Genomic DNA, 18466 nt, shown 5'->3' with positions numbered 1-18466 from the left:
GCGTCGCCTGGGCGGACGCCTTCGCGAGCAAGCCCGCTCCCACATGGGTTTTGTGTTGGTTCCCGCTAGCGGCCTTTCACAAATCCACTGTGGGAGCGGGCTTGCTCGCGAAGGCGCCAGACCAATCACCACAAGTTCCGGATCAGCTCGCCTCGTTAAGAATCAAACTCCGATAATGCCCCGGATTGGACCCCGACCATTTGCGAAACGCCTTGTAGAACGAGCTGGTATCGGCAAACCCTAAACGGGTGGCGATTTCGGCGAAGCTGATGGCAGGCTCGGCCAGCCAGACGATGGCCAGTTCCTTGCGCACGCTGTCCTTGAGGCCTTGATACGTCTGACCCTCTTCGGCCAGGCGTCGGCGCAGGGTCGAGGCCGACATGCACAGTCGTTGCGCCAGCGCCTCGGTTTCCGGCCAGTGCTCGGCGGGCAGTTGCCGTAAGTCATGCTTGATCCGACTGGCCAGGCTCTCCGGGTCGCGGTACTTGACCAAAATGTTCGCCGGCGCATGGGCGAGGAAGCGCTTGAGCTCTTCGGGGCTGCGTTTGATCGGCAAATCCAGGCAATCGGCCGAGAAAATCATCCGCGTGCGCGGCCGGTCGAATCGCAGGTTCTCGGAGAACATCACCCGATAGTCATCGCAAAAATCCGGCGCCGGGCAACGCAACTCAATGGCCAAAATCGGTATCCGCCGCCCCGCCAGCCAGCAAGCAACGCCGTGCACGATCATCCAGTAAGTGAAATAGGTGAAGGCGCGGCGCGGGTCTTCGTCGTCCTCCAGCAGGACGATTTCTGCCAGGCTTTGCTGGCGAACCAGTTGCGCGGGCATGCGTTCGAGCATTAATGATAGAAAGTTCAGGCCCGAGGTCAGCCCGGCAGCCAGGCTCGGCTGAACCATGGCGCAGCGGCAGAGAAAGGCCAGGCTGCCGGATTTGAGCTGGCGCGGGTCCATGCCAAAAAACTCATCGTCACGGCGTCGAGCCAGCAGACGCCACAGCCGTGCGTAAGCGGTGGCCGGAACGCGGGCAGCGGGCGTTTGCAGCAGCGCCGCATCGATGCCGACCTTGTTCAATACCTCGTCGGTGGCGACGCCCGGTGTGCAGCTTTGCAGCAGCGCTTCACGGACCAGGTGAATGGAGATGGTGTCTTTTTCCAACATGGAGCGAGGCAAGCCTGTTGTTGAGTGTGGGGCATAGTAGCTCAATCCACTCTCGTTTCTATGCTAAGTGCGACTCGGGGGGGGCGTAGGCAAGGCGATGAAATGTTCGATGGGTGGTCCCATGGGATGGCCGTTGTTATCCAGTGCGTACCATTTTCCGCTTGCCTGGATCGCGGTTACGCTGGTGCCATTGATAGTCCCCGCGACACCGTTGGCCAGTGCATTGATGCGGTGGGACAACTGGATTGAAGCAGCGCCAGTGGCCGCCCCTCCAAAGAAGCCCCTGAGCCGGTTTGCGCATGTTTGCAGGCGCGCGATGCCCGTTTGAGTCAAAGTGAACACCCCGCTTTTCACTATCCTGCTGACGGAATGTAGGGCTCGTGCTCCGCCGGCCACCAAGTCCGGCACGCCGTCCAGAGGATTTATAACGGAGACGATGTTGTTGCCGGTGATTCTCATGGCTTCAAAGACCTTGACACTGATAGGTGCGACAGACTTCAGCACGTTGGAAACCTTACCCACCCCGCCAGCGAGGGTGCCCAGGCCTGAAACCAAGTCTGCAAAACAGCCAAAGGCGCCATTGATGAAGCGGATTCGATCCCCGGAACTCAAGTCATCCGTGCAGCCCACAAAGGGAATCAGCTGTAGTAAAAAGTTCTCGATTTTTTCCCGGTACGCCAGGTTTTCCTCCGAGGTGGTCTGCCCTTTCGCCTTTTTCAGCAGAAATTCCTGCTCCCCTTCCAGAAGGTTATCGATGACGATGCCGTTGGTTATCCGCGCCGTCTTGTTCGAAAAATAGGTGTCTGGAACATGAACGGTTTGCACGTTACGTTGCGCTGTACCGCCAGGCAGGCTATGACCCAGCTGTTCGATAATAAGTTTTTCAGATTGAGCGCCGGTTGTTGGTTCGGTCCCTTGCGCGTAAGCGGCAAAGTCGAACGGCAGTGTCGTACCACGTTGTACGTCAACGTTGACTGATGAGCCCTTGCTGATTTTAGCCTTTTCGATCTTGATGACGCCGTTCAATGGCAGATCATCAGGCAAGTCCGTCCGTTTGATGATTGACAGGCGACCGGGAAAGACTTCGAAGTAACTTACTGTCTGCCCATACTCACAGCGCAATAGTGTTCCCTGTCGTCCACGGAACGCCGCGCGCATCGAAGGCGTTTCGTCTTCCTTGAGTTTTCCTGTTTCTTCACGGAGGGTGAACAGCTTCACCTCCCCCCATTCCAGGCACTGGCGATCTTCCAGTGGCAAAGTCGCGAACAACGCTTTGGTGGAGGTAATGAAGCTTTGCTTTCTTTCGTTAAAAAAACTGTCTACAGATGCCGTCAAAAGAGCATTCAAGTCAGGCAACTTTGTCAGGCACCCGTCAAATCCACCGTCCCACAGCAGGATTGTTTCGTCTGACAGCTGCCAACTGGTCTTGAACAAATCGCCATCCATGTAGGCCTCGACAAGCGATTTTTTAGTGCTTTCTGAATTTGGATTTGCGTCCAGCCAAGGTTTATAGGTTTCGATCATCAATTGATCTATCGGAACCTGTGTGAATCGAGAAAAGACCTTGCCAAGCTCCAGCGTGGCGAGTTGTTTTCGCGTCACCAGCTCGCGCTTGAATCCATCCAGCGCTTGAGACAGTTCCGCCCGTTGGGTAGCAAACTTGCTCGCTGCAGTTGAATAGTCCTGCGGTGAATAGGCGGATTCGCCGCGCTGTTGAATCACGCCGTTCATCACCCCCCATGTCGTCACAATATCGACTGCTAACGTCTTGAACAGCTGTTGCTGATCATCCGTTGTAGGCGCAAGCAACGCCAGGCCCCTCAACTGGTCAGTCGTCATCGCTCTGGAGCATCCCGGCGCGGTGGCCTCCGCGATGGCAACGCCCAACCGTAAAGTCATCCAGCTCGCGGTGCCCACCAGGATCTGCGCACCGGCGTCCTGCGCCAGAAACTCCGGCGCTGCGTCAGCCAGAAACAAGTGCGCTATCAGCGGCGCTGCCTGCGCACTGACGCCCTTTTGTTCGATCAACTGATATTCAATTTCCGCTCTCACCACCTTGAGATCGCGGCCGAGGTTGGCTGGCTGGTAAATTTCATAACCTGCGATGGTTCCAGGCTTGCCGGGTGCGTCGGGGTCGATCGCGAGTTTGATCGCTGCCAGCAACAGCTTCTCGTAATGCTCCGGCACAGCCGCCTGATCCGCCCCGTACCAATTCAACGCCTGCAGCAGCCCGTGTCCCCAGGAAACCGCGAGGTCTTTTTCAAACAGTTCACCGAGCAACTCATCGGCGTTGTTGCGGCGGTATTCTACGGTTGTGTGAAGCAGCCGTTCGGCGCCCAGCGCGTCTATAATCGACGCGAAACCGTTGTGAAACCCGGCGACCAGGTCAACGATTTTCGTCCTGTCAGACGGTGTCAGCGCCACCGGTGACCCGGTGTCCAGCAGCAATTGCGCACCGAAGTCGCCCAACGGCATGGCGGGTGGCAACGAAGTTTGCAGCCATCGGATGACATTACGAACTTCACCCGCGGTTTGAGGCGCACCAAATCCTGCGAAGGCGAGTATTTGCTGCAAGTCGAAAGACAACGGCGAGTACAGCGCACCTCCCGTTTCTTTAACCATTTGCAGTAAATCATTGAAGGGAGCTTTCAGAGCAGGTTGCTCTTCAACCAGGTCCGTTAAGTCATACCAATGCCCTGACTGCATAAGCGCTTGGATCCTGTTGTCGCTAATCCTGACCGGCATCGAGCGGCCGTCCAGATTTTGGGCGTTGCAAACTTGCAGCATTTCCGGCAACTCGAAAAAATCATTTAAATAATGAAGTATGGCCAGGCTTTTGTGCGCCAGCGGGGAGCTATCAGCACTCTCACTGCGCTGGCCGGACAATGAAATTATCTCGTTGTCTGTTTTTTGCCCCACAATCTTTTCGAGTTCTCCGGTCAGCAGAACTCGTGCCTTGGCCTCTCGCATCAACTCCTTGACGCCCTTTACTTCTTTGTCCAATTCATCTTTTTCAGCGGCGCTGATCTCAGGCCATCCCTCTGATTCCAGGCGTTGGGCTATGGCGCTCGCCTCCTGTTCAGAGGTGGGCCGCGCCTCGCGATAAAAATCAAGAATGACATCACGCGGAATGAGCCTGCGGTCTTCACTGACATACGGCAGGCCGACATTGGTCGGATCAAGCAATTCGCTGGCAGCGCGCACTTGCGCGCAGACCTGCCACCATCCCGAGGTATCCCACACACTGAATGTCTGGACACCGCTGACGCCGTCCCGAGTGACGTTTCCTGAAACCGAGTTCTGTTTAATGATCAACGTGTCCAGCACCAACCCTTTGGATTCAAACCACGCAAGCACTTTGGCGTCGTTCAAGGTTTGTCGATAGAGGTCGAATGATGCTTCGATCAAGCTGCCTGAGGTCACGGGCAGCGGAGTATTCTGGTTGCTTTCCAACTGCAGCAACACGGCCGCTTGCAGCGTTCGGTCAGCCTGCGAGGTGGTGTCCGTGTCAATCACTGTTTCAATTACCCGATGTGTGCCTTTATCGACAGGTTCCGCTTGACTCAGACCTTCAGAGTTTGCGAGTGGATATTCGACTTCGATGTATCCGTTTCCGCTGATGTCGACCATGTGCTTCGACATTTGCAGGTGAGCGGAGTACTCATGGGCGGACGAACCGGGTTGCTCGACCCATTCCGCGTCTGGGTTGACAGGCGGATGGACAGCTTTCGCTTGCGCGCCAGCCGAGTCGGGAAACCAGCGGGCATAAAATTCATTCACCGCTGCATGAATCGCGACCAGCGCTACGGTTGCGGCAGCACGAGGATGGTGTTGAACCGCCCCCGCGGCACTGGTCAGCAAGGTTGCGCCTGTTGCACCCAGATAACCGGCGACCGAGCTCAGCCATGTTCCCAATCTGGCGCCCAGCGTTTCCAGGTCCGCCTCTTCTGGCGTCTCGTTCCCAGACGTAAGACTCGCGGTCGTTGTGGCATATGGATTACCCGGGGCTCCGTACGACGAATGCGGAATGTCGCGCAACGGCGTTCTTACATCCATTTCATTCAGGCTCTCGACGAGTTGCCTGAGCAGTGGTCGAGGATCAGGACCATCATTAGCTGCAACGGGGCTCCATCCCGTCAAGATATGCGTGATCTCCGTCAGCAAGGCATCCGCTTGCCAGGCGAACTGTTCAAACTGTTCCGTTGCATCGGAGGCAAACGATGGTTTCTCATCCGCGGCAGCTTCGGGTACTGGATCAACTGTTGGAGGCGGCAGTTGTTGCACAACGTTGACTAGATTGAGCGCAAACACCAATTTACCCGCAAACCCTTGCGGCACCCGGGGACCGCTGGCGACGACGGAGTCGTGGAAGTCAGACTTGCGCTCGATTTCCTCAAGTACCTTCAGCAATCGAAAGCTTCTGCCCTGCTCCAGGAATTCTAATCGTGCTGTCTCCCCTTCGTTGCATCCGTTTTCCCGTGTCGAATCGGTTGCTTGCGTGATGCAGCGCATAAGCTGGCGAATCTTGTCCTCGTACGCGTCCGGTATCGAGTCATGTACGGCATGCTCTCTTATGACCTGCAAACTGTTGCTAAGAAAAAACTGCGCTGTATCGAGTGATGGCCTGATATGAGGGATGTCGTCAACATCAACGAACGCCATCCTTGGATCGAGCTCCTGCAACCGTCGCCCCAGCTGTTCTTTCAATAAAGGCCTTTGCTCGATGATTTCGCAGAGGCTGTGCCATTGAGCATTTGTCAGCAGCACCCCGCTGGCGATCTTTTTGTCTATGTCCTTGCGCGATTTCGTCAACTGCTTCTGTATGAAATCAGCCATACCTGGACCGTCGGTGCTCTCGGAGAAATTGAGATGCTCGCCGAAATGGACGGCCCACCTGTCTGGTGACAAATGACAAATGGCGTCAACACTCTCACGCAGCCGCGCCACCGTCATATCACCCACGGGTCGAACTGATCGCATGATTGCATCGACAAACACAGGCGCCAGGTTACTGCCCACTCGCCTTTGCAAAATGCCGCTTTTGAGTACGTCGAGTACGTCCCGCTCCGACAGCGTCTGAGTGGTCAGCTGTTTATACAAGCTTCCCCAAATCTCGCTAAACGAGTCCAGGTCTTTGATTTGGTCTGCGTCGCGGGTAGGTCTCGCGTAATACAGCGGGATCTGAATGTGTTTGTTTTGGGCGGGAGGCGTCGCTGGGGACGAAGCGACGTCAAGGCGCCGCGGGCTGGATTGAACGCTGCAAACCCTGTTGCTCAGCGCTGTCAATGCCGTGGGTTTGGGGGAAGCAGGGGCAGTACGAATGGAGGCATTTGTCGGGTCAGATAGAACGATCAATTCAGTTCCTTTAGCACGTGTGCACGGCGGCGTCAGCCTAGAAGACGCGCCTGAAAGGAACTATAAAAAACCGCTCTACCCGGTGATTATTGGCAAGGTTCGGCAAGCGGATGCCTTAGAGAATCCGGTACAACAACCGCTCGATCCGTACGCGACTGACCCGCTTGAGAAATTTTGCCACGCCCGCCGGATATTCCGGCAGTGTCTGCAGATCCTGATAGCGTTCGATACGGGTCGTGTGCTGGAAAATCTCGTCCAGTTCCTTGCTACGCGGTTCGAGCAGCTCGCCTTTGGGGTCGTCTATCAACAGGGCATTTTCCAGATCGAGCCGGAACGCCCGGGGGTTAAGGTTATTGCCCGTCAGCAGCGTGTAGCGCTGGTCGATCCACATGCCTTTGAGATGGTAGGTGTTGTCACCGTCCTTCCACAGATGCAGGTTCAACTGGCCGCTGTCGACGTTGCGATGATGACGCTTGGCGAAGCGACGCAGGCTGATTTCGTAGAGATACGGCAGTGCCGAAATCACTTTGAACGGCTCGCTCGGCGCAATGTAGAAGTCGTTGGCGGTTTTGTCGCCGACGACGATGTCGATCTTCACGCCACGGGCCAGGGCGCGGTTGATCTCCCGCGTCACCGCCAGCGGCAGATTGAAGTACGGCGTGCAGATGGTCAGCTGAAGTTGGGCGCTGGCGATCAGTTCACAGATCACCCGACTCAACGGGTTGTTCTTGCCCACGCCCAGCAATGGACTGACCGATAAATCGCCCTTCAATGTGCTGCCCGCCGTAGTGTCGTACGCCGCGTGTTTGAGGCGGCTGCGCAGGTCGCCGATGTCGTTGCGCAGGCTTCGGGTGGTGGGCAGGTTCGGCAGGTCAAGGCGATGCACCGCTTTGGAGGCGATCAGACCGTGCTGAATCAGGTGCTGCATCGAGTCGGCCAGCGCGTGGTTCTGCAGCAGGTGATAGCGGTCGTAGCGGTACTTGTCGAATTTGTGCAGATAGACGTTATTCAGGCTCGCGCCGCTGTAGAGCACGCAATCGTCGATCACGAAGCCCTTCAAATGCAGCACGCCGAACAGCTCGCGGGTTTGCACCGGCACACCGTACACCGGCACTTCGCTTTCGTGGGTTCGGGTCGTTTTCTGATACCAGGCCGAGTTGCCCGGTTGCTTGCCGGCACCGATCAAACCGCGCTGGGCGCGCAGCCAGTCGACGACCACCACCACGTCCAGTTCCGGGCGCACCCGTTTGGCCGCGTGCAGGGCATCGAGAATTTCCTGCCCGGCTTCGTCCTCTTGCAAGTACAGCGCGACGATATAGATGCGCTGGGTGGCCTGAGCGATTTTTTCCAGCAGGCAACGACGGAATTCGGCGGCGCCAGAGAGGATGGTGACGGCATCGGCGGTCAGCGGAAAACTGCGCAGTTTAGGCAGCAGAGAGCGTTTGAAAAGCGACGGCATAGGGCTCGCAAAGGGTCGAATCCGAAGAACCCGAGAGCTTACACCATGGATCGGTTTGGGTCTTCCTGGTGTCTTTGATGGCCTCTTCGCGAGCAAGTCGAATCGCCGCACCGCCGCTCCCACATTTGAAATGCATTCCCCTGTAGGAGCTGGCTTGCCAGCGAAAGCGATGTGACAGGCGACATTGTTGTCGAATGTCAGGACGCCTTCGCTGGCAAGCCAGCTACATTGGCATGCGCTTCCCTTGCAGGAGCAAGCTTGCCCGCGAAAGGGTCAGACCGGTCGCCGCAGAGTTTGGATATGGGTAACATACCGGCCTTCCCCGCAGCCCTCTTCTGCGCCCTGCCGAATAAGCCCATTCCATGCCTTTCGAACTCAGCGTTGACCTCACTACCCTGGCCGTTCTGGCTCTCGTCGCTTTCATTGCCGGTTTCATCGACGCCATCGCCGGCGGTGGCGGTCTGTTGACCACGCCGGCGCTGCTGACCGCCGGCCTGCCGCCGCACCTGGTGCTGGGTACCAACAAGCTCAGTTCGACCTTCGGCTCGGCCACTGCCAGTTTTACTTTCTACCGGCGCAAGCTGTTCCATCCAGGGCAATGGAAGCACGCCATCGTCGGCACGCTGGTCGGCGCCCTCACCGGCGCCGTGGTCGCGCATTACTTGCCGGCGGAATGGCTGAACAAGATGCTGCCGGTGATCGTTTTCGCCTGCGGTCTGTACCTGCTGTTTGGCGGCACGCCGAAAGCGCCGCTGGACAGCGACGCACCGATCAAGAAAAAGTGGCAATCGACCCAAGGCTTCAGCCTCGGCTTCTACGACGGCGTGGCCGGCCCGGGAACGGGGGCGTTCTGGACCGTCAGCAGCCTGCTGCTCTACCCCGTCGACCTGGTCAAGGCCAGCGGCGTGGCGCGCAGCATGAACTTCGTCAGCAACATCGCAGCGCTGTCGGTGTTCATATTTTCCGGGCAGGTGGACTGGATCATCGGCCTGAGCATGGGCCTGTCGGTGATGGTCGGCGCCTTCTTCGGCGCGCGCACCGCCATCAGCGGCGGTGCGAAGTTCATTCGCCCGGTGTTCATCACCGTGGTGCTCGGCTTGACCGTCCGGTTAGCCTGGCAGCACTGGTTCAGCGTGGCCTAAGCGCCGCGCCACGTAGACGTCGATCAGGTAACGGGCAATCGAGCGTGACGCCGGCAACGGCGGCAGTTCGTGCACGTTGAACCACTGGGCGTCTTCGATCTCGTCTTCCTGACAGACAATCTCGCCACCGGCGTACTCGGCATGAAAGCCGAGCATCATCGAGTGCGGGAACGGCCAGCACTGACTGCCCATGTACTGGAGGTTCTTGACCTCGATCTGCACTTCTTCGCGGACCTCGCGAATCAGGCAGTCTTCGGCCGACTCACCCGGCTCGGCGAACCCCGCCAACGTGCTGTAGACCCCGGGGACAAAACGCGGCGAACGGGCCAGCAGAACCTCATCGCCACGGGTCACCAGCACGATCATGCTCGGTGAAATGCGCGGATAGTGGCGTATATCGCACGGTTCGCAGTACATCGCCCGCTCACGCCGCACCTGCGTCATCGCCTGCCCGCAGTTGCCACAAAAGCGGTGCTCACGGGCCCAGGTTCCGATTTGCGCGGCATAGCCGAGAACCTTGTAGACGGTGTGATCGCCCTCGAGCATGAACGCCCGCAGGCCTTTCCAGTTGCAGCCCGGCACGTCGCTGTGACTGCGCAGCTCCAGCAAGTAGACCGGTTCGCCATCCAGGTGCCCGATGCCGTGCTCGGCCAGAATCGACAGGTCCTGACGCTTGAGCCATTCCCGTGGAAACAGCGCACCATTGTCATCGAACAAAAAGCCTTCGGGGCTGCGCGCCACGGCCCAGCCGCCGGGTTGATCGGTGTCCAGTACTGCGGTGGTCCAGCGTGAAGTCATGGTTAATCAATCCAGAAATTCGGGTTTCTGTTTGCTCATATGGGCGGCCATGGCCACGCGCAGATCGGTGGATTGCAGCATGGCGGCGTTCCAGGTGGCGACGTATTCGAGGCCGTCGTCGATGCGATGGTCGCGCATGTAGCTGATCATCTCTTTGGTGCCGGTGATAGCAATCGGCGACTTGCTGGCGATCTCGCGAGCAATGCCCATCACGCCTTCAAGCAGGCTGGCGGTATCGCTGTAGACGCGATTGACCAGGCCGATGGTGCGCGCTTCCTCGGCGCCAAAAGTGCGACCAGTGTAAGCCAGTTCACGCAGCATGCCGTCACCGATTATCCGTGGCAAGCGTTGCAAAGTGCCCACATCGGCAGCCATGCCGATGTCGATTTCCTTGATGGAAAATTGCGCGTCCTCGGTGGCGTAACGCATGTCGCAGGCGGAAATCAGGTCGATGGCGCCGCCCAGGCAATAACCCTGAATCGCCGCCAGAACCGGTTTTCGGCAATTGTCGACGGCATTGAACGAGGCTTGTAGTGCAAGGATTTTGCGCCGTAGCAGGCGCGCATTACGGCCGACATCCTTGCCCAGTTCATTGGCCACACCGGCCAGCATCATCAGGTCGATGCCCGAAGAAAAATGCTTGCCGGCGCCACTGAGTACCACTGCCCGGACTTCATCGGTATCGTCGATCCACTGGAAAATCTCGATGATCTCGCTCCAGAACGCGGCGTTCATCGAATTGATCTTTTCCGGGCGGTTGATCTGCACATGGGCGATGTTATTGGCCAGTTCGACGCTGAAGGCGGTGTATTGAGTCATGGCAGTGATCCTTTACCGGGCGGAATATGAGGCCCGAACTATAACAAGGCACCAGGGTTGGCAGTAAGGCAGCGGTTCGGCCAAATGCGGGACTGGCTTATGGATCTTTAGTGTTCGGGCCGGCCCCTTCGCGAGCAAGCCCGCTCCCACAGGAAGACTGGGAACGTCCCGGATTCAATGTGGGAGCGGGCTTGCTCGCGAAGGCCACACCGCCGACCCAACTGCCCTGCACTGTCACAAACGCAGCCATTTAATAAAACCGACTTAGCGCGCGAGCGAAGTTATCAGTATGCTTGCACCTGACTTTCCAAGGAGGAACCCCACCCATGCCAATCTCTTCACGTGCTGCCCTGCTGGTGATCGACGTACAGAACGACTTCATTCCCGGCGGTCAGCTGCCGGTGCCGGAGGGTGATTTGATCGTGCCCTTGATCAACCGCCTCGGTCGTCAGTTCAAGCAGGTCATTATTGCTCAGGACTGGCACCCGCCCGGCCATGCTTCATTCGCCTCCAGCCACCCCGGTCGCAAGCCTTACGACGTGATTCAGTTGCCTTATGGCGAGCAGACGCTCTGGCCTGAGCATTGCGTGCGAGCCACACCCGGCGCCGAGTTTCACCCGGAACTGGACCTGCCCCACACTCAACTGATCATCCGCAAGGGCTGCAACCCGGACATCGACAGTTATTCTGCGTTTCTGGAGGCGGATCGAACCACCACCACGGGCTTGGCCGGGTATTTGAAAGAACGCGGCATCGACACGGTTTATATGGTCGGGCTGGCACTGGATTTCTGCGTGATGTTCTCTGCGCTGGACGCGCGGGCGGCGGGGTTCAATGCGTTTGTGGTGATGGACGCGTGTCGGGCGATTGATCTGGATGGATCGCTGGCGGCAGCGATTGACCGGATGCAGGTGGCTGGGGTTGGGTTGATTCCTTCAACCGAAATACTCGGCTGAACGCTCAATAATTTGTGACTGGTCATGCTCCTACAGTTTCCGCGGCTTAACTGACTGGCATTGTTGGGGCAAGATTCAGGCAGCTGTCGGCAACCACAACCGAAACCGCGCCCCACCCAGCGACGACATTTGCGCGGTGAGAGTACCGCCCTGCGCTTCCAGCGCCCGGCGGCTGATCGCCAGGCCCAGCCCAAACCCGCCAGTGGCGCGATCGCGACTTCGATCCAGCCGATAAAACGGCTCGAAAATCCGCTCCCGCTCTTCCTCCGGAATGCCGATGCCATCGTCATCCACCCAGATCTCACAACCCTTGGGGCACACTTGCACAGCGATCTGAATCCGTTTTTCGCAATAGCGCATGGCGTTGCGAAGAAGATTCTGGATCGCCCGGGCGGTCAGTCGCGGGTCCAGTGAGAAGCGTTCGAGCTGGCCGTGAAGCAGCACATCAATGACGATTTGCGGTGACTCGAGCTCTTCATCGACGCTGCCCAGAATGCTGTCGATGAACTCATCCAGCGACACGTCGACCTGTTCCGGCAGCTGCGCCGGGTTTTGCAGGCGGCTGTAAGATAGCAGTTCCAGCACCAGCTCATCCAGTTCGCGAATGTGCGCGACCAGCCCTTGCAGACGTTCGCGGCTGGTGGCCGGCAAGTCGTCGGACAGCGCCAGGGCCAGGCCAAAATCCAGCCGCGTCAGTGGCGTGCGCAATTCGTGGGACACGGCGTTGAGCAAGTCTCGCTGCTGGTTGAGCAGGTTTTCGATGTCGCCGGCCATGGTGTCGAACACATTGGCCAGGCTGCCGATGTTGGAGCTGGGGGAAATCTGCGTGCGCTCGCTCAAGTGGCCCTTGCCGAAGCGTTCGGCGGTGCCTTTGAGGCGTTCGAGGTCGCGCCAGTGCGGGCGCAGCCACAACAACAGGCAGGCGAGCATGGTGGCACCGATCAAGACGTTGATGCTCCAGTACAGCCAACTGACGTCCGTCGGGTCCGGCGGCACGACCATTTCCACCACCATTTGCTCGTTCAACGGTGTCACCGCCAGGGTGCGCCAACCCCAGTCGCCGATGCGCACAACATTCTCACCGCGCTGCAAGCGTCCACGTTCATCCAGGGTAAATTCAGGGTCGTCGTTGCGGGTCAGGATAATCTGCAGCGGCTGGAAATCCTTGTCCATTTCTGCCGCAAGGGCCGGCCACTGCCCGACGGGCACCGCGCGAAATTGTTTGACGATCAGCGTTTGCAGGCCTCGGGAGTAATCGAGGTTGTAAGTCACAAAGCGCTCATGGAAGACCTGGATCACCAGGTCCGGCACCAGGTAGATCGCTGCGCTGAACGAGACGATGGTCACCAGATAGAGGCGAAACAGGATTCTGAACATCGATTCAGCATTCCCACTCAGAGCGGCTGAACAGGTAGCCCTTGCCCCACACGGTCTTGATCTTGCGCGCCTCGCCGGCGTGGTCGTCGAACTTGCGCCGCAGCTTGGAAATCGCCACATCCACCGAGCGATCGGTGCCGTTGAATTCGATACCGCGCAGGCGCTGCAGAATCTGGTCGCGACTCAGCACTTCGCCGGCATGCCGGGCCATCACCACCAGCAGGTTGTATTCGCCGCTGGACATTTCCACCGGCTGTTCGCGCCAGGTCACGGTGCGTTCGGACAGATCGATGCACAAATTGCCGATGAGGATGCGGTCGTTGGCGGTTTGCGGTTCGCTGAGGCTGCTGCGGCGCAGCAAGGTGCGCACTCGAGCCAGCAACACCCGTGGTTCGCAGGGTTTGGTGACGTAGTCGTCGGCGCCCATTTCCAGGCCCAGCACTTGATCGTGACTGTCGTCGCGGGCGGTGAGCATCAGGATCGGCAACGTCGCCGAATCAGCCCGCAGCAAGCGGCAGACCTGCAAACCGTCGAGCCCCGGCAGCATCAGATCGAGGATCACCAGGTCCGGCGGGCTTTGCCGCGCCCGTTCGCGCACATGGTCGCCACGGCTGATCACGCTGACCGAATAGCCATTGCGTTCCAGGTAACTGGCAATCAGTTCGGAGAGCGCGGAGTCGTCTTCGACCAGGAGGATGTTGGGCATGGGGTGTTTCCAGAAAGTGCTGTGGCGCCTGTGAGGGCCTCTTCGCGAGCAAGCCCGCTCCCACATTTGATCTTCAGTGCGACGCAGATCCAGTGTGGGAGCGGGCTTGCTCGCGAAGGCGGCATAACAGGCGCAAAGGAATCAAGCCGCCAAGGATATACGCCCTCACGCGCGCATGAGCAAAACCCTTACACAATTTCACACAGCACCTACAAAGCTTCACCGCTAGCCTCGCCGGCTCCCCGTAGGATGCGGGAGGTCATTATTGGGGTATTTACATGTCAAAGAATCTGCTTGCCACGCTCAGCCTGATTTCACTGGCGTTGACCCTGAGCGCTTGTGATCAGTCCTCAATCGCCGAAGAACAGGCCCCGCTGGCCACTGTGCGGATTGAAACCATCGAAGCCCGCCCCCTGTCGATCAGCAGCGAACTGAGCGGGCGGATTGTTGCGCCACGCATCGCCGAAGTCCGTGCCCGAGTTGCCGGCGTAGTGTTGCAGCGAACCTTCCGTGAAGGCAGCGATGTAAAAAAAGGCGACGTTCTCTTCCGTATCGACCCGGCGCCGTTCAAGGCCGACCTGGACAGCGCCGAAGCAGCACTGCGCAAGGCCGAGGCCAACGCGTTCCAGGCCAGATTGCAAGAACAGCGTTACGCCCAGTTGATCGAAGGCAACGCCATCAGCGCTCAGGATTACGACAACGCTCGCGCCAATGCCCGGCAAACCGCCGCCGATGTCGCCGCCAACAAAGCCGCCGTGGAGCGGGCGAAACTGAGCCTCGGTTACGCCACCGTCACCGCGCCTATTTCCGGGCGCATCGGCCGAGCGCTGGTGACCGAAGGCGCGCTGGTCGGGCAGAACGAAACTACCCCGTTGGCACTGATTCAGCAGTTGAACCCGATCCACGCTGACCTCACGCAATCGACCCGTGAACTCAACGACCTGCGCCGCGCGTTCCGTTCTGGCCAGTTAAAGGAAGTAGGCCAAGGTCAGGCCAAAGCCACATTGATTCAGGACGACGGCAGCCTCTACCCGTTACCGGGCAAGTTGCTGTTCACCGACATCACCGTCGACCCGGGCACCGGTCAGATCATTCTGCGCAGCGAGTTCCCCAACCCGGACCTCGACTTGCTGCCGGGCAGCTTCGTGCGGGTGCGTCTGGAGCAAGCGTTCAATCAGCAAGGCATCAGCGTGCCGCAACGGGCCATTCAGCGTGACAGCGCCGGCATCGCCCAGGTGCTGCTGCTCGACGCCGAGCAGCGGATCGGCCAGCAACCGGTCGAACTGGGCCCGGTGCAGAACGATCGCTGGATCGTCACCCATGGCCTCAAGCCCGGCGACCGCATCGTCACTGAAGGCCTGCAACACGCGCGCCCCGGTGAAAAAGTCCAGATAGATGACACCCCTCTTCCACTTGCCCAGGTTTCTGGTCAGTAAGCAGGACGCTTTTTTATGCCGCAGTTCTTTATCGACCGCCCGGTGTTTGCTTGGGTGATCGCCTTGTTCATCCTGCTGGCCGGTGCGTTGGCCATTGTGCAGTTGCCGGTGGCGCAATACCCGAACGTCGCGCCGCCGAAAGTCGAAATCTATGCCACCTACCCGGGCGCCTCAGCGCAGACCGTGGACGAAAGCGTGGTCAGCCTGATCGAGGAAGAACTCAACGGCGCTGATCACCTGCTGTATTTCGAATCCCAGAGCAGCCTCGGCAGCGCCACCATCACCGCGACGTTCCAGCCGGGCACTGACCCGGAGATGGCGCAGGTCGATGTGCAAAACCGCCTCAAAGGGGTCGAGTCGCGCTTGCCGCAAGCCGTTACTCAACAGGGCTTGCAGGTGGAGAAAGTCTCCGCCGGTTTCCTGCTGCTGATCACCCTCACCTCCAGCGATGGCAAGCTCGACGACGTATCGCTCAGCGATTACCTGGCGCGCAACGTGATGAACGAAATCAAGCGTCTGGACGGCGTCGGCAAGGCCCAGTTGTACGGTGCCGAACGGGCGATGCGCATCTGGATCGACCCGCAGAAACTGATGGGTTTCAACCTGACCCCGGCCGATGTCAACGCCGCCATCGTCGCGCAGAACGCTCAGGTTTCCGCCGGCAGCATTGGCGACTTGCCGGCTCGTACCACTCAGGAAATCACCGCGACCATCCTGGTCAAAGGTCAGTTGTCGACACCTGAAGAATTCGCCGAGATTGTGCTCAAGGCCAATCCTGATGGGTCCACCGTGCGCATCGGCGATGTGGCGCGGGTCGAGATCGGCAGTCAGGAATACCAGTTCTCCACCCGCCTGAACGGCAAACCGTCGACTGCCGTCAGCGTGCAACTGTCGCCGGGCGCTAATGCCCTGAGCACCGCGACGCTGGTGCGGGCGAAGATGGATGAACTGGCGCGCTACTTCCCCGCCGGTGTGGAATACAAGATTCCGTACGACACCTCCCCCTTCGTCAAAGTCTCGATCACCAAAGTGGTTTACACCCTCATTGAGGCGATGGTGCTGGTGTTCGCGGTGATGTTTCTGTTCCTGCAGAACATCCGCTACACGCTGATTCCGACACTGGTGGTGCCGGTGGCGCTGATGGGGACTTTTGCGATCATGTTGGCGCTGGGCTTCTCGATCAACGTACTGACCATGTTCGGCATGGTGCTGGCCATCGGCATTCTGGTGGATGACGCGATTGTGGTGGTGGAGAACGTCGAGCGGATCATGGCCACTGAAGGCCTGTCGCCCAAGGACGCCACGCGCAAGGCAATGAAGCAGATCACCGGCGCGATCATCGGCATCACCCTGGTGCTGGTGGCGGTGTTCATTCCAATGGCGTTCATGCAAGGTTCGGTCGGAGTGATCTACCGGCAATTTTCGTTGTCGATGGCCACCTCGATCCTGTTCTCGGCGTTCCTCGCCCTGACCTTGACGCCGGCGCTGTGTGCGACGCTGCTCAAGCCGATTGCCCAAGGTGAGCATCACGAAAAATCCGGATTCTTCGGCTGGTTCAATCGCCGTTTCGAGCAACTCACCGTGCGCTATCAGGGCTGGGTTGCCTATGCGCTGAAACGCAGCGGTCGTTACCTGCTGATTTACGTCGTACTGCTGGTGAGTCTGGGGCTGCTGTTCAGTCGCCTGCCATCGTCGTTCCTGCCGGTGGAGGATCAGGGTTACACCATTACCGATATTCAGTTGCCACCCGGCGCGAGCAAGAACCGTACGGTGCAGGTGGTCGAGCAGATCGAAGCGCACAACGCCACCGAACCGGGCGTCGGCGACAGTACAGTGATTCTCGGCTTCAGTTTTTCCGGCAGCGGACAGAACGCGGCGTTGGCGTTTACCACGCTCAAGAATTGGTCGGATCGCGGTAGTGACGATTCAGCGAGTTCGATTGCCGACCGGGCCAACATCGCGCTCAGCCAGATCAAGGACGCCATGGCCTTCGCGGTATTGCCGCCACCGGTCGATGGCCTCGGTACGTCCAGCGGTTTCGAGTTCCGTTTGCAAGACCGTGGCGGCCTCGGCCATGCCACGCTGATGCAGGCACGCAGCCAATTGCTGGCCGCCGCCGAAAAGAGCCCGATCCTGATGAACGTGCGCGAAAGTGCGCTAGCCGAAGCGCCGCAGGTGCAACTGATCGTCGACCGCAAACAGGCGAATGCGCTGGGGGTGTCGTTTGCCGACGTCGGCAACGTGCTGTCCACCGCCGTGGGTTCGGCCTACATCAACGATTTCCCCAATCAAGGACGAATGCAACGAGTGGTGGTGCAGGCTGAAGGGGATCAACGCAGTCAGGTCGCCGATCTTTTGAAGATTAACGTGCGCAACAACACCGAGAAAATGGTGCCGTTGTCGGCCTTCGTCCGGGCCAACTGGACCCAAGGCCCGGCGCAGTTGACCCGTTACAACGGCTACCCGGCCATCAGTATTTCAGGTGAGCCGGCGCCGGGTTACAGCACCGGCGAAGCCATGGCGGAAATCGAACGGCTAGTGGCGCAAGGGCCGGCCGGTTTGGGACAGGAATGGACCGGGTTGTCGTTGCAGGAACGCTTGTCCGGCAGCCAGGCACCGATTCTGCTCGGGCTTTCGTTGCTGATCGTGTTCCTGTGTCTGGCGGCGTTGTACGAGAGCTGGTCGATTCCGACGTCGGTGCTGCTGGTGGTGCCGCTCGGTGTGCTCGGTGCGGTATTGGCCGTGACCTTGCGCGGTATGCCCAACGACGTGTTCTTCAAGGTCGGGCTGATCACCATCATTGGCTTGTCGGCGAAGAACGCGATCCTGATCATCGAATTCGCCAAGAGCCTGTACGACGAAGGCCACGACCTGATCGACGCCACCCTGCAAGCCGCGCGCCTGCGGTTGCGACCGATTGTGATGACGTCGCTGGCGTTCATCCTTGGCGTGGTGCCGCTGGCAATTGCCACCGGAGCCAGCTCGGCGAGTCAGCAGGCCATTGGCACCGGGGTGATCGGCGGGATGATCACCGCGACGTTGGCGGTGGTGTTTGTGCCGGTGTTTTTTGTGGTGGTGATGGAGCTGGTGCGGGGGCGACACAAGGATCTCTGACCACCACCGGCCCAATGTGTGCGAGCCTGCTCGCGAAAGCGGTCTAATCGTCAACATGGATGTTGAATGTGATGACCCCTTCGCGAGCAGGCTCGCTCTCACAAGGGATCTCACAAACTTGAAGGTTATGGTCACAGCACACGAC

At 59.0% G+C, this 18466-nt stretch carries 11 protein-coding genes; 4 read left to right on the top strand and 7 right to left on the bottom strand.

The window, feature by feature from the left end:
* Window positions 1–142: 142 nt before the first annotated feature.
* The 3 genes from IC37_RS13225 to pssA form a co-directional block, all read right to left on the bottom strand.
* Window positions 143–1159 carry an AraC family transcriptional regulator gene (locus IC37_RS13225; RefSeq protein ID WP_030131390.1) on the bottom strand — a complete coding sequence of 339 codons (1017 nt, stop codon included), beginning with the start codon at window positions 1157–1159 and terminating at the stop codon, window positions 143–145.
* Window positions 1160–1222: 63 nt separating this feature from the next.
* Window positions 1223–6514, bottom strand: coding sequence for a hypothetical protein (locus IC37_RS13220; protein ID WP_030131391.1), 5292 nt, complete (start codon window positions 6512–6514; stop codon window positions 1223–1225).
* Between the two features lie 115 nt (window positions 6515–6629).
* Window positions 6630–7973, bottom strand: coding sequence for a CDP-diacylglycerol--serine O-phosphatidyltransferase (gene pssA, locus IC37_RS13215; RefSeq protein WP_030131392.1), 1344 nt, complete (start codon window positions 7971–7973; stop codon window positions 6630–6632).
* 362 nt (window positions 7974–8335) lie between these two features.
* On the opposite strand from pssA, the gene IC37_RS13210 reads away from it, so the two are divergent.
* Window positions 8336–9115: a TSUP family transporter gene (locus IC37_RS13210; RefSeq protein WP_030131393.1), complete on the top strand. Its 780-nt coding sequence runs from the start codon at window positions 8336–8338 to the stop codon at window positions 9113–9115.
* Here the strand turns inward: IC37_RS13210 and nudC are convergent.
* Together nudC and IC37_RS13200 are read right to left on the bottom strand one after the other, a co-directional pair.
* Window positions 9083–9913: an NAD(+) diphosphatase gene (gene nudC, locus IC37_RS13205; protein ID WP_030131394.1), complete on the bottom strand. Its 831-nt coding sequence runs from the start codon at window positions 9911–9913 to the stop codon at window positions 9083–9085. The two genes, IC37_RS13210 and nudC, sit on opposite strands and share 33 nt — an antisense overlap.
* 6 nt (window positions 9914–9919) lie before the next feature.
* A complete protein-coding gene (locus tag IC37_RS13200) occupies window positions 9920–10732 on the bottom strand; it encodes a crotonase/enoyl-CoA hydratase family protein (protein WP_030131395.1) in 813 nt (270 codons plus the stop codon).
* 326 nt (window positions 10733–11058) lie between these two features.
* On the opposite strand from IC37_RS13200, the gene pncA reads away from it, so the two are divergent.
* Window positions 11059–11688, top strand: coding sequence for a bifunctional nicotinamidase/pyrazinamidase (pncA, locus tag IC37_RS13195; RefSeq protein ID WP_030131396.1), 630 nt, complete (start codon window positions 11059–11061; stop codon window positions 11686–11688).
* A gap of 75 nt (window positions 11689–11763) precedes the next feature.
* On the opposite strand, the gene IC37_RS13190 is transcribed toward pncA, so the two are convergent.
* Window positions 11764–13065: an ATP-binding protein gene (locus IC37_RS13190; RefSeq protein ID WP_030131397.1), complete on the bottom strand. Its 1302-nt coding sequence runs from the start codon at window positions 13063–13065 to the stop codon at window positions 11764–11766.
* Window positions 13066–13069: 4 nt separating this feature from the next.
* Window positions 13070–13771: a response regulator transcription factor gene (locus IC37_RS13185; protein WP_030131398.1), complete on the bottom strand. Its 702-nt coding sequence runs from the start codon at window positions 13769–13771 to the stop codon at window positions 13070–13072.
* Window positions 13772–14049: 278 nt separating this feature from the next.
* Between IC37_RS13185 and IC37_RS13180 the strand changes: the two genes are divergently transcribed.
* The gene (locus IC37_RS13180) at window positions 14050–15207 is read left to right on the top strand and encodes an efflux RND transporter periplasmic adaptor subunit (RefSeq protein ID WP_030131399.1); all 1158 of its coding nucleotides are present in this window, start codon (window positions 14050–14052) and stop codon (window positions 15205–15207) included.
* 15 nt (window positions 15208–15222) lie between these two features.
* The gene (locus tag IC37_RS13175; protein WP_030131400.1) at window positions 15223–18321 is read left to right on the top strand and encodes an efflux RND transporter permease subunit; all 3099 of its coding nucleotides are present in this window, start codon (window positions 15223–15225) and stop codon (window positions 18319–18321) included.
* Window positions 18322–18466 lie beyond the last annotated feature (145 nt).

It is taken from the genome of Pseudomonas sp. QTF5, assembly GCF_000512695.2.
Classification (GTDB): Bacteria; Pseudomonadota; Gammaproteobacteria; order Pseudomonadales; family Pseudomonadaceae; genus Aquipseudomonas.
This window is presented reverse-complemented; position numbering and strand designations above follow the sequence as displayed.

Excerpts from the sequence above, each read along its gene's own strand:
- IC37_RS13185 (WP_030131398.1), bottom strand. The coding sequence starts at position 13,771 with ATGCCCAACATCCTCCTGGTCGAAGACGACTCCGCGCTCTCCGAACTG.
- IC37_RS13190 (WP_030131397.1), bottom strand. The coding sequence starts at position 13,065 with ATGTTCAGAATCCTGTTTCGCCTCTATCTGGTGACCATCGTCTCGTTC.
- nudC (WP_030131394.1), bottom strand. The coding sequence starts at position 9,913 with ATGACTTCACGCTGGACCACCGCAGTACTGGACACCGATCAACCCGGC.
- pssA (WP_030131392.1), bottom strand. The coding sequence starts at position 7,973 with ATGCCGTCGCTTTTCAAACGCTCTCTGCTGCCTAAACTGCGCAGTTTT.
- IC37_RS13225 (WP_030131390.1), bottom strand. The coding sequence starts at position 1,159 with ATGTTGGAAAAAGACACCATCTCCATTCACCTGGTCCGTGAAGCGCTG.
- IC37_RS13200 (WP_030131395.1), bottom strand. The coding sequence starts at position 10,732 with ATGACTCAATACACCGCCTTCAGCGTCGAACTGGCCAATAACATCGCC.
- pncA (WP_030131396.1), top strand. The coding sequence starts at position 11,059 with ATGCCAATCTCTTCACGTGCTGCCCTGCTGGTGATCGACGTACAGAAC.
- IC37_RS13210 (WP_030131393.1), top strand. The coding sequence starts at position 8,336 with ATGCCTTTCGAACTCAGCGTTGACCTCACTACCCTGGCCGTTCTGGCT.
- IC37_RS13180 (WP_030131399.1), top strand. The coding sequence starts at position 14,050 with ATGTCAAAGAATCTGCTTGCCACGCTCAGCCTGATTTCACTGGCGTTG.
- IC37_RS13175 (WP_030131400.1), top strand. The coding sequence starts at position 15,223 with ATGCCGCAGTTCTTTATCGACCGCCCGGTGTTTGCTTGGGTGATCGCC.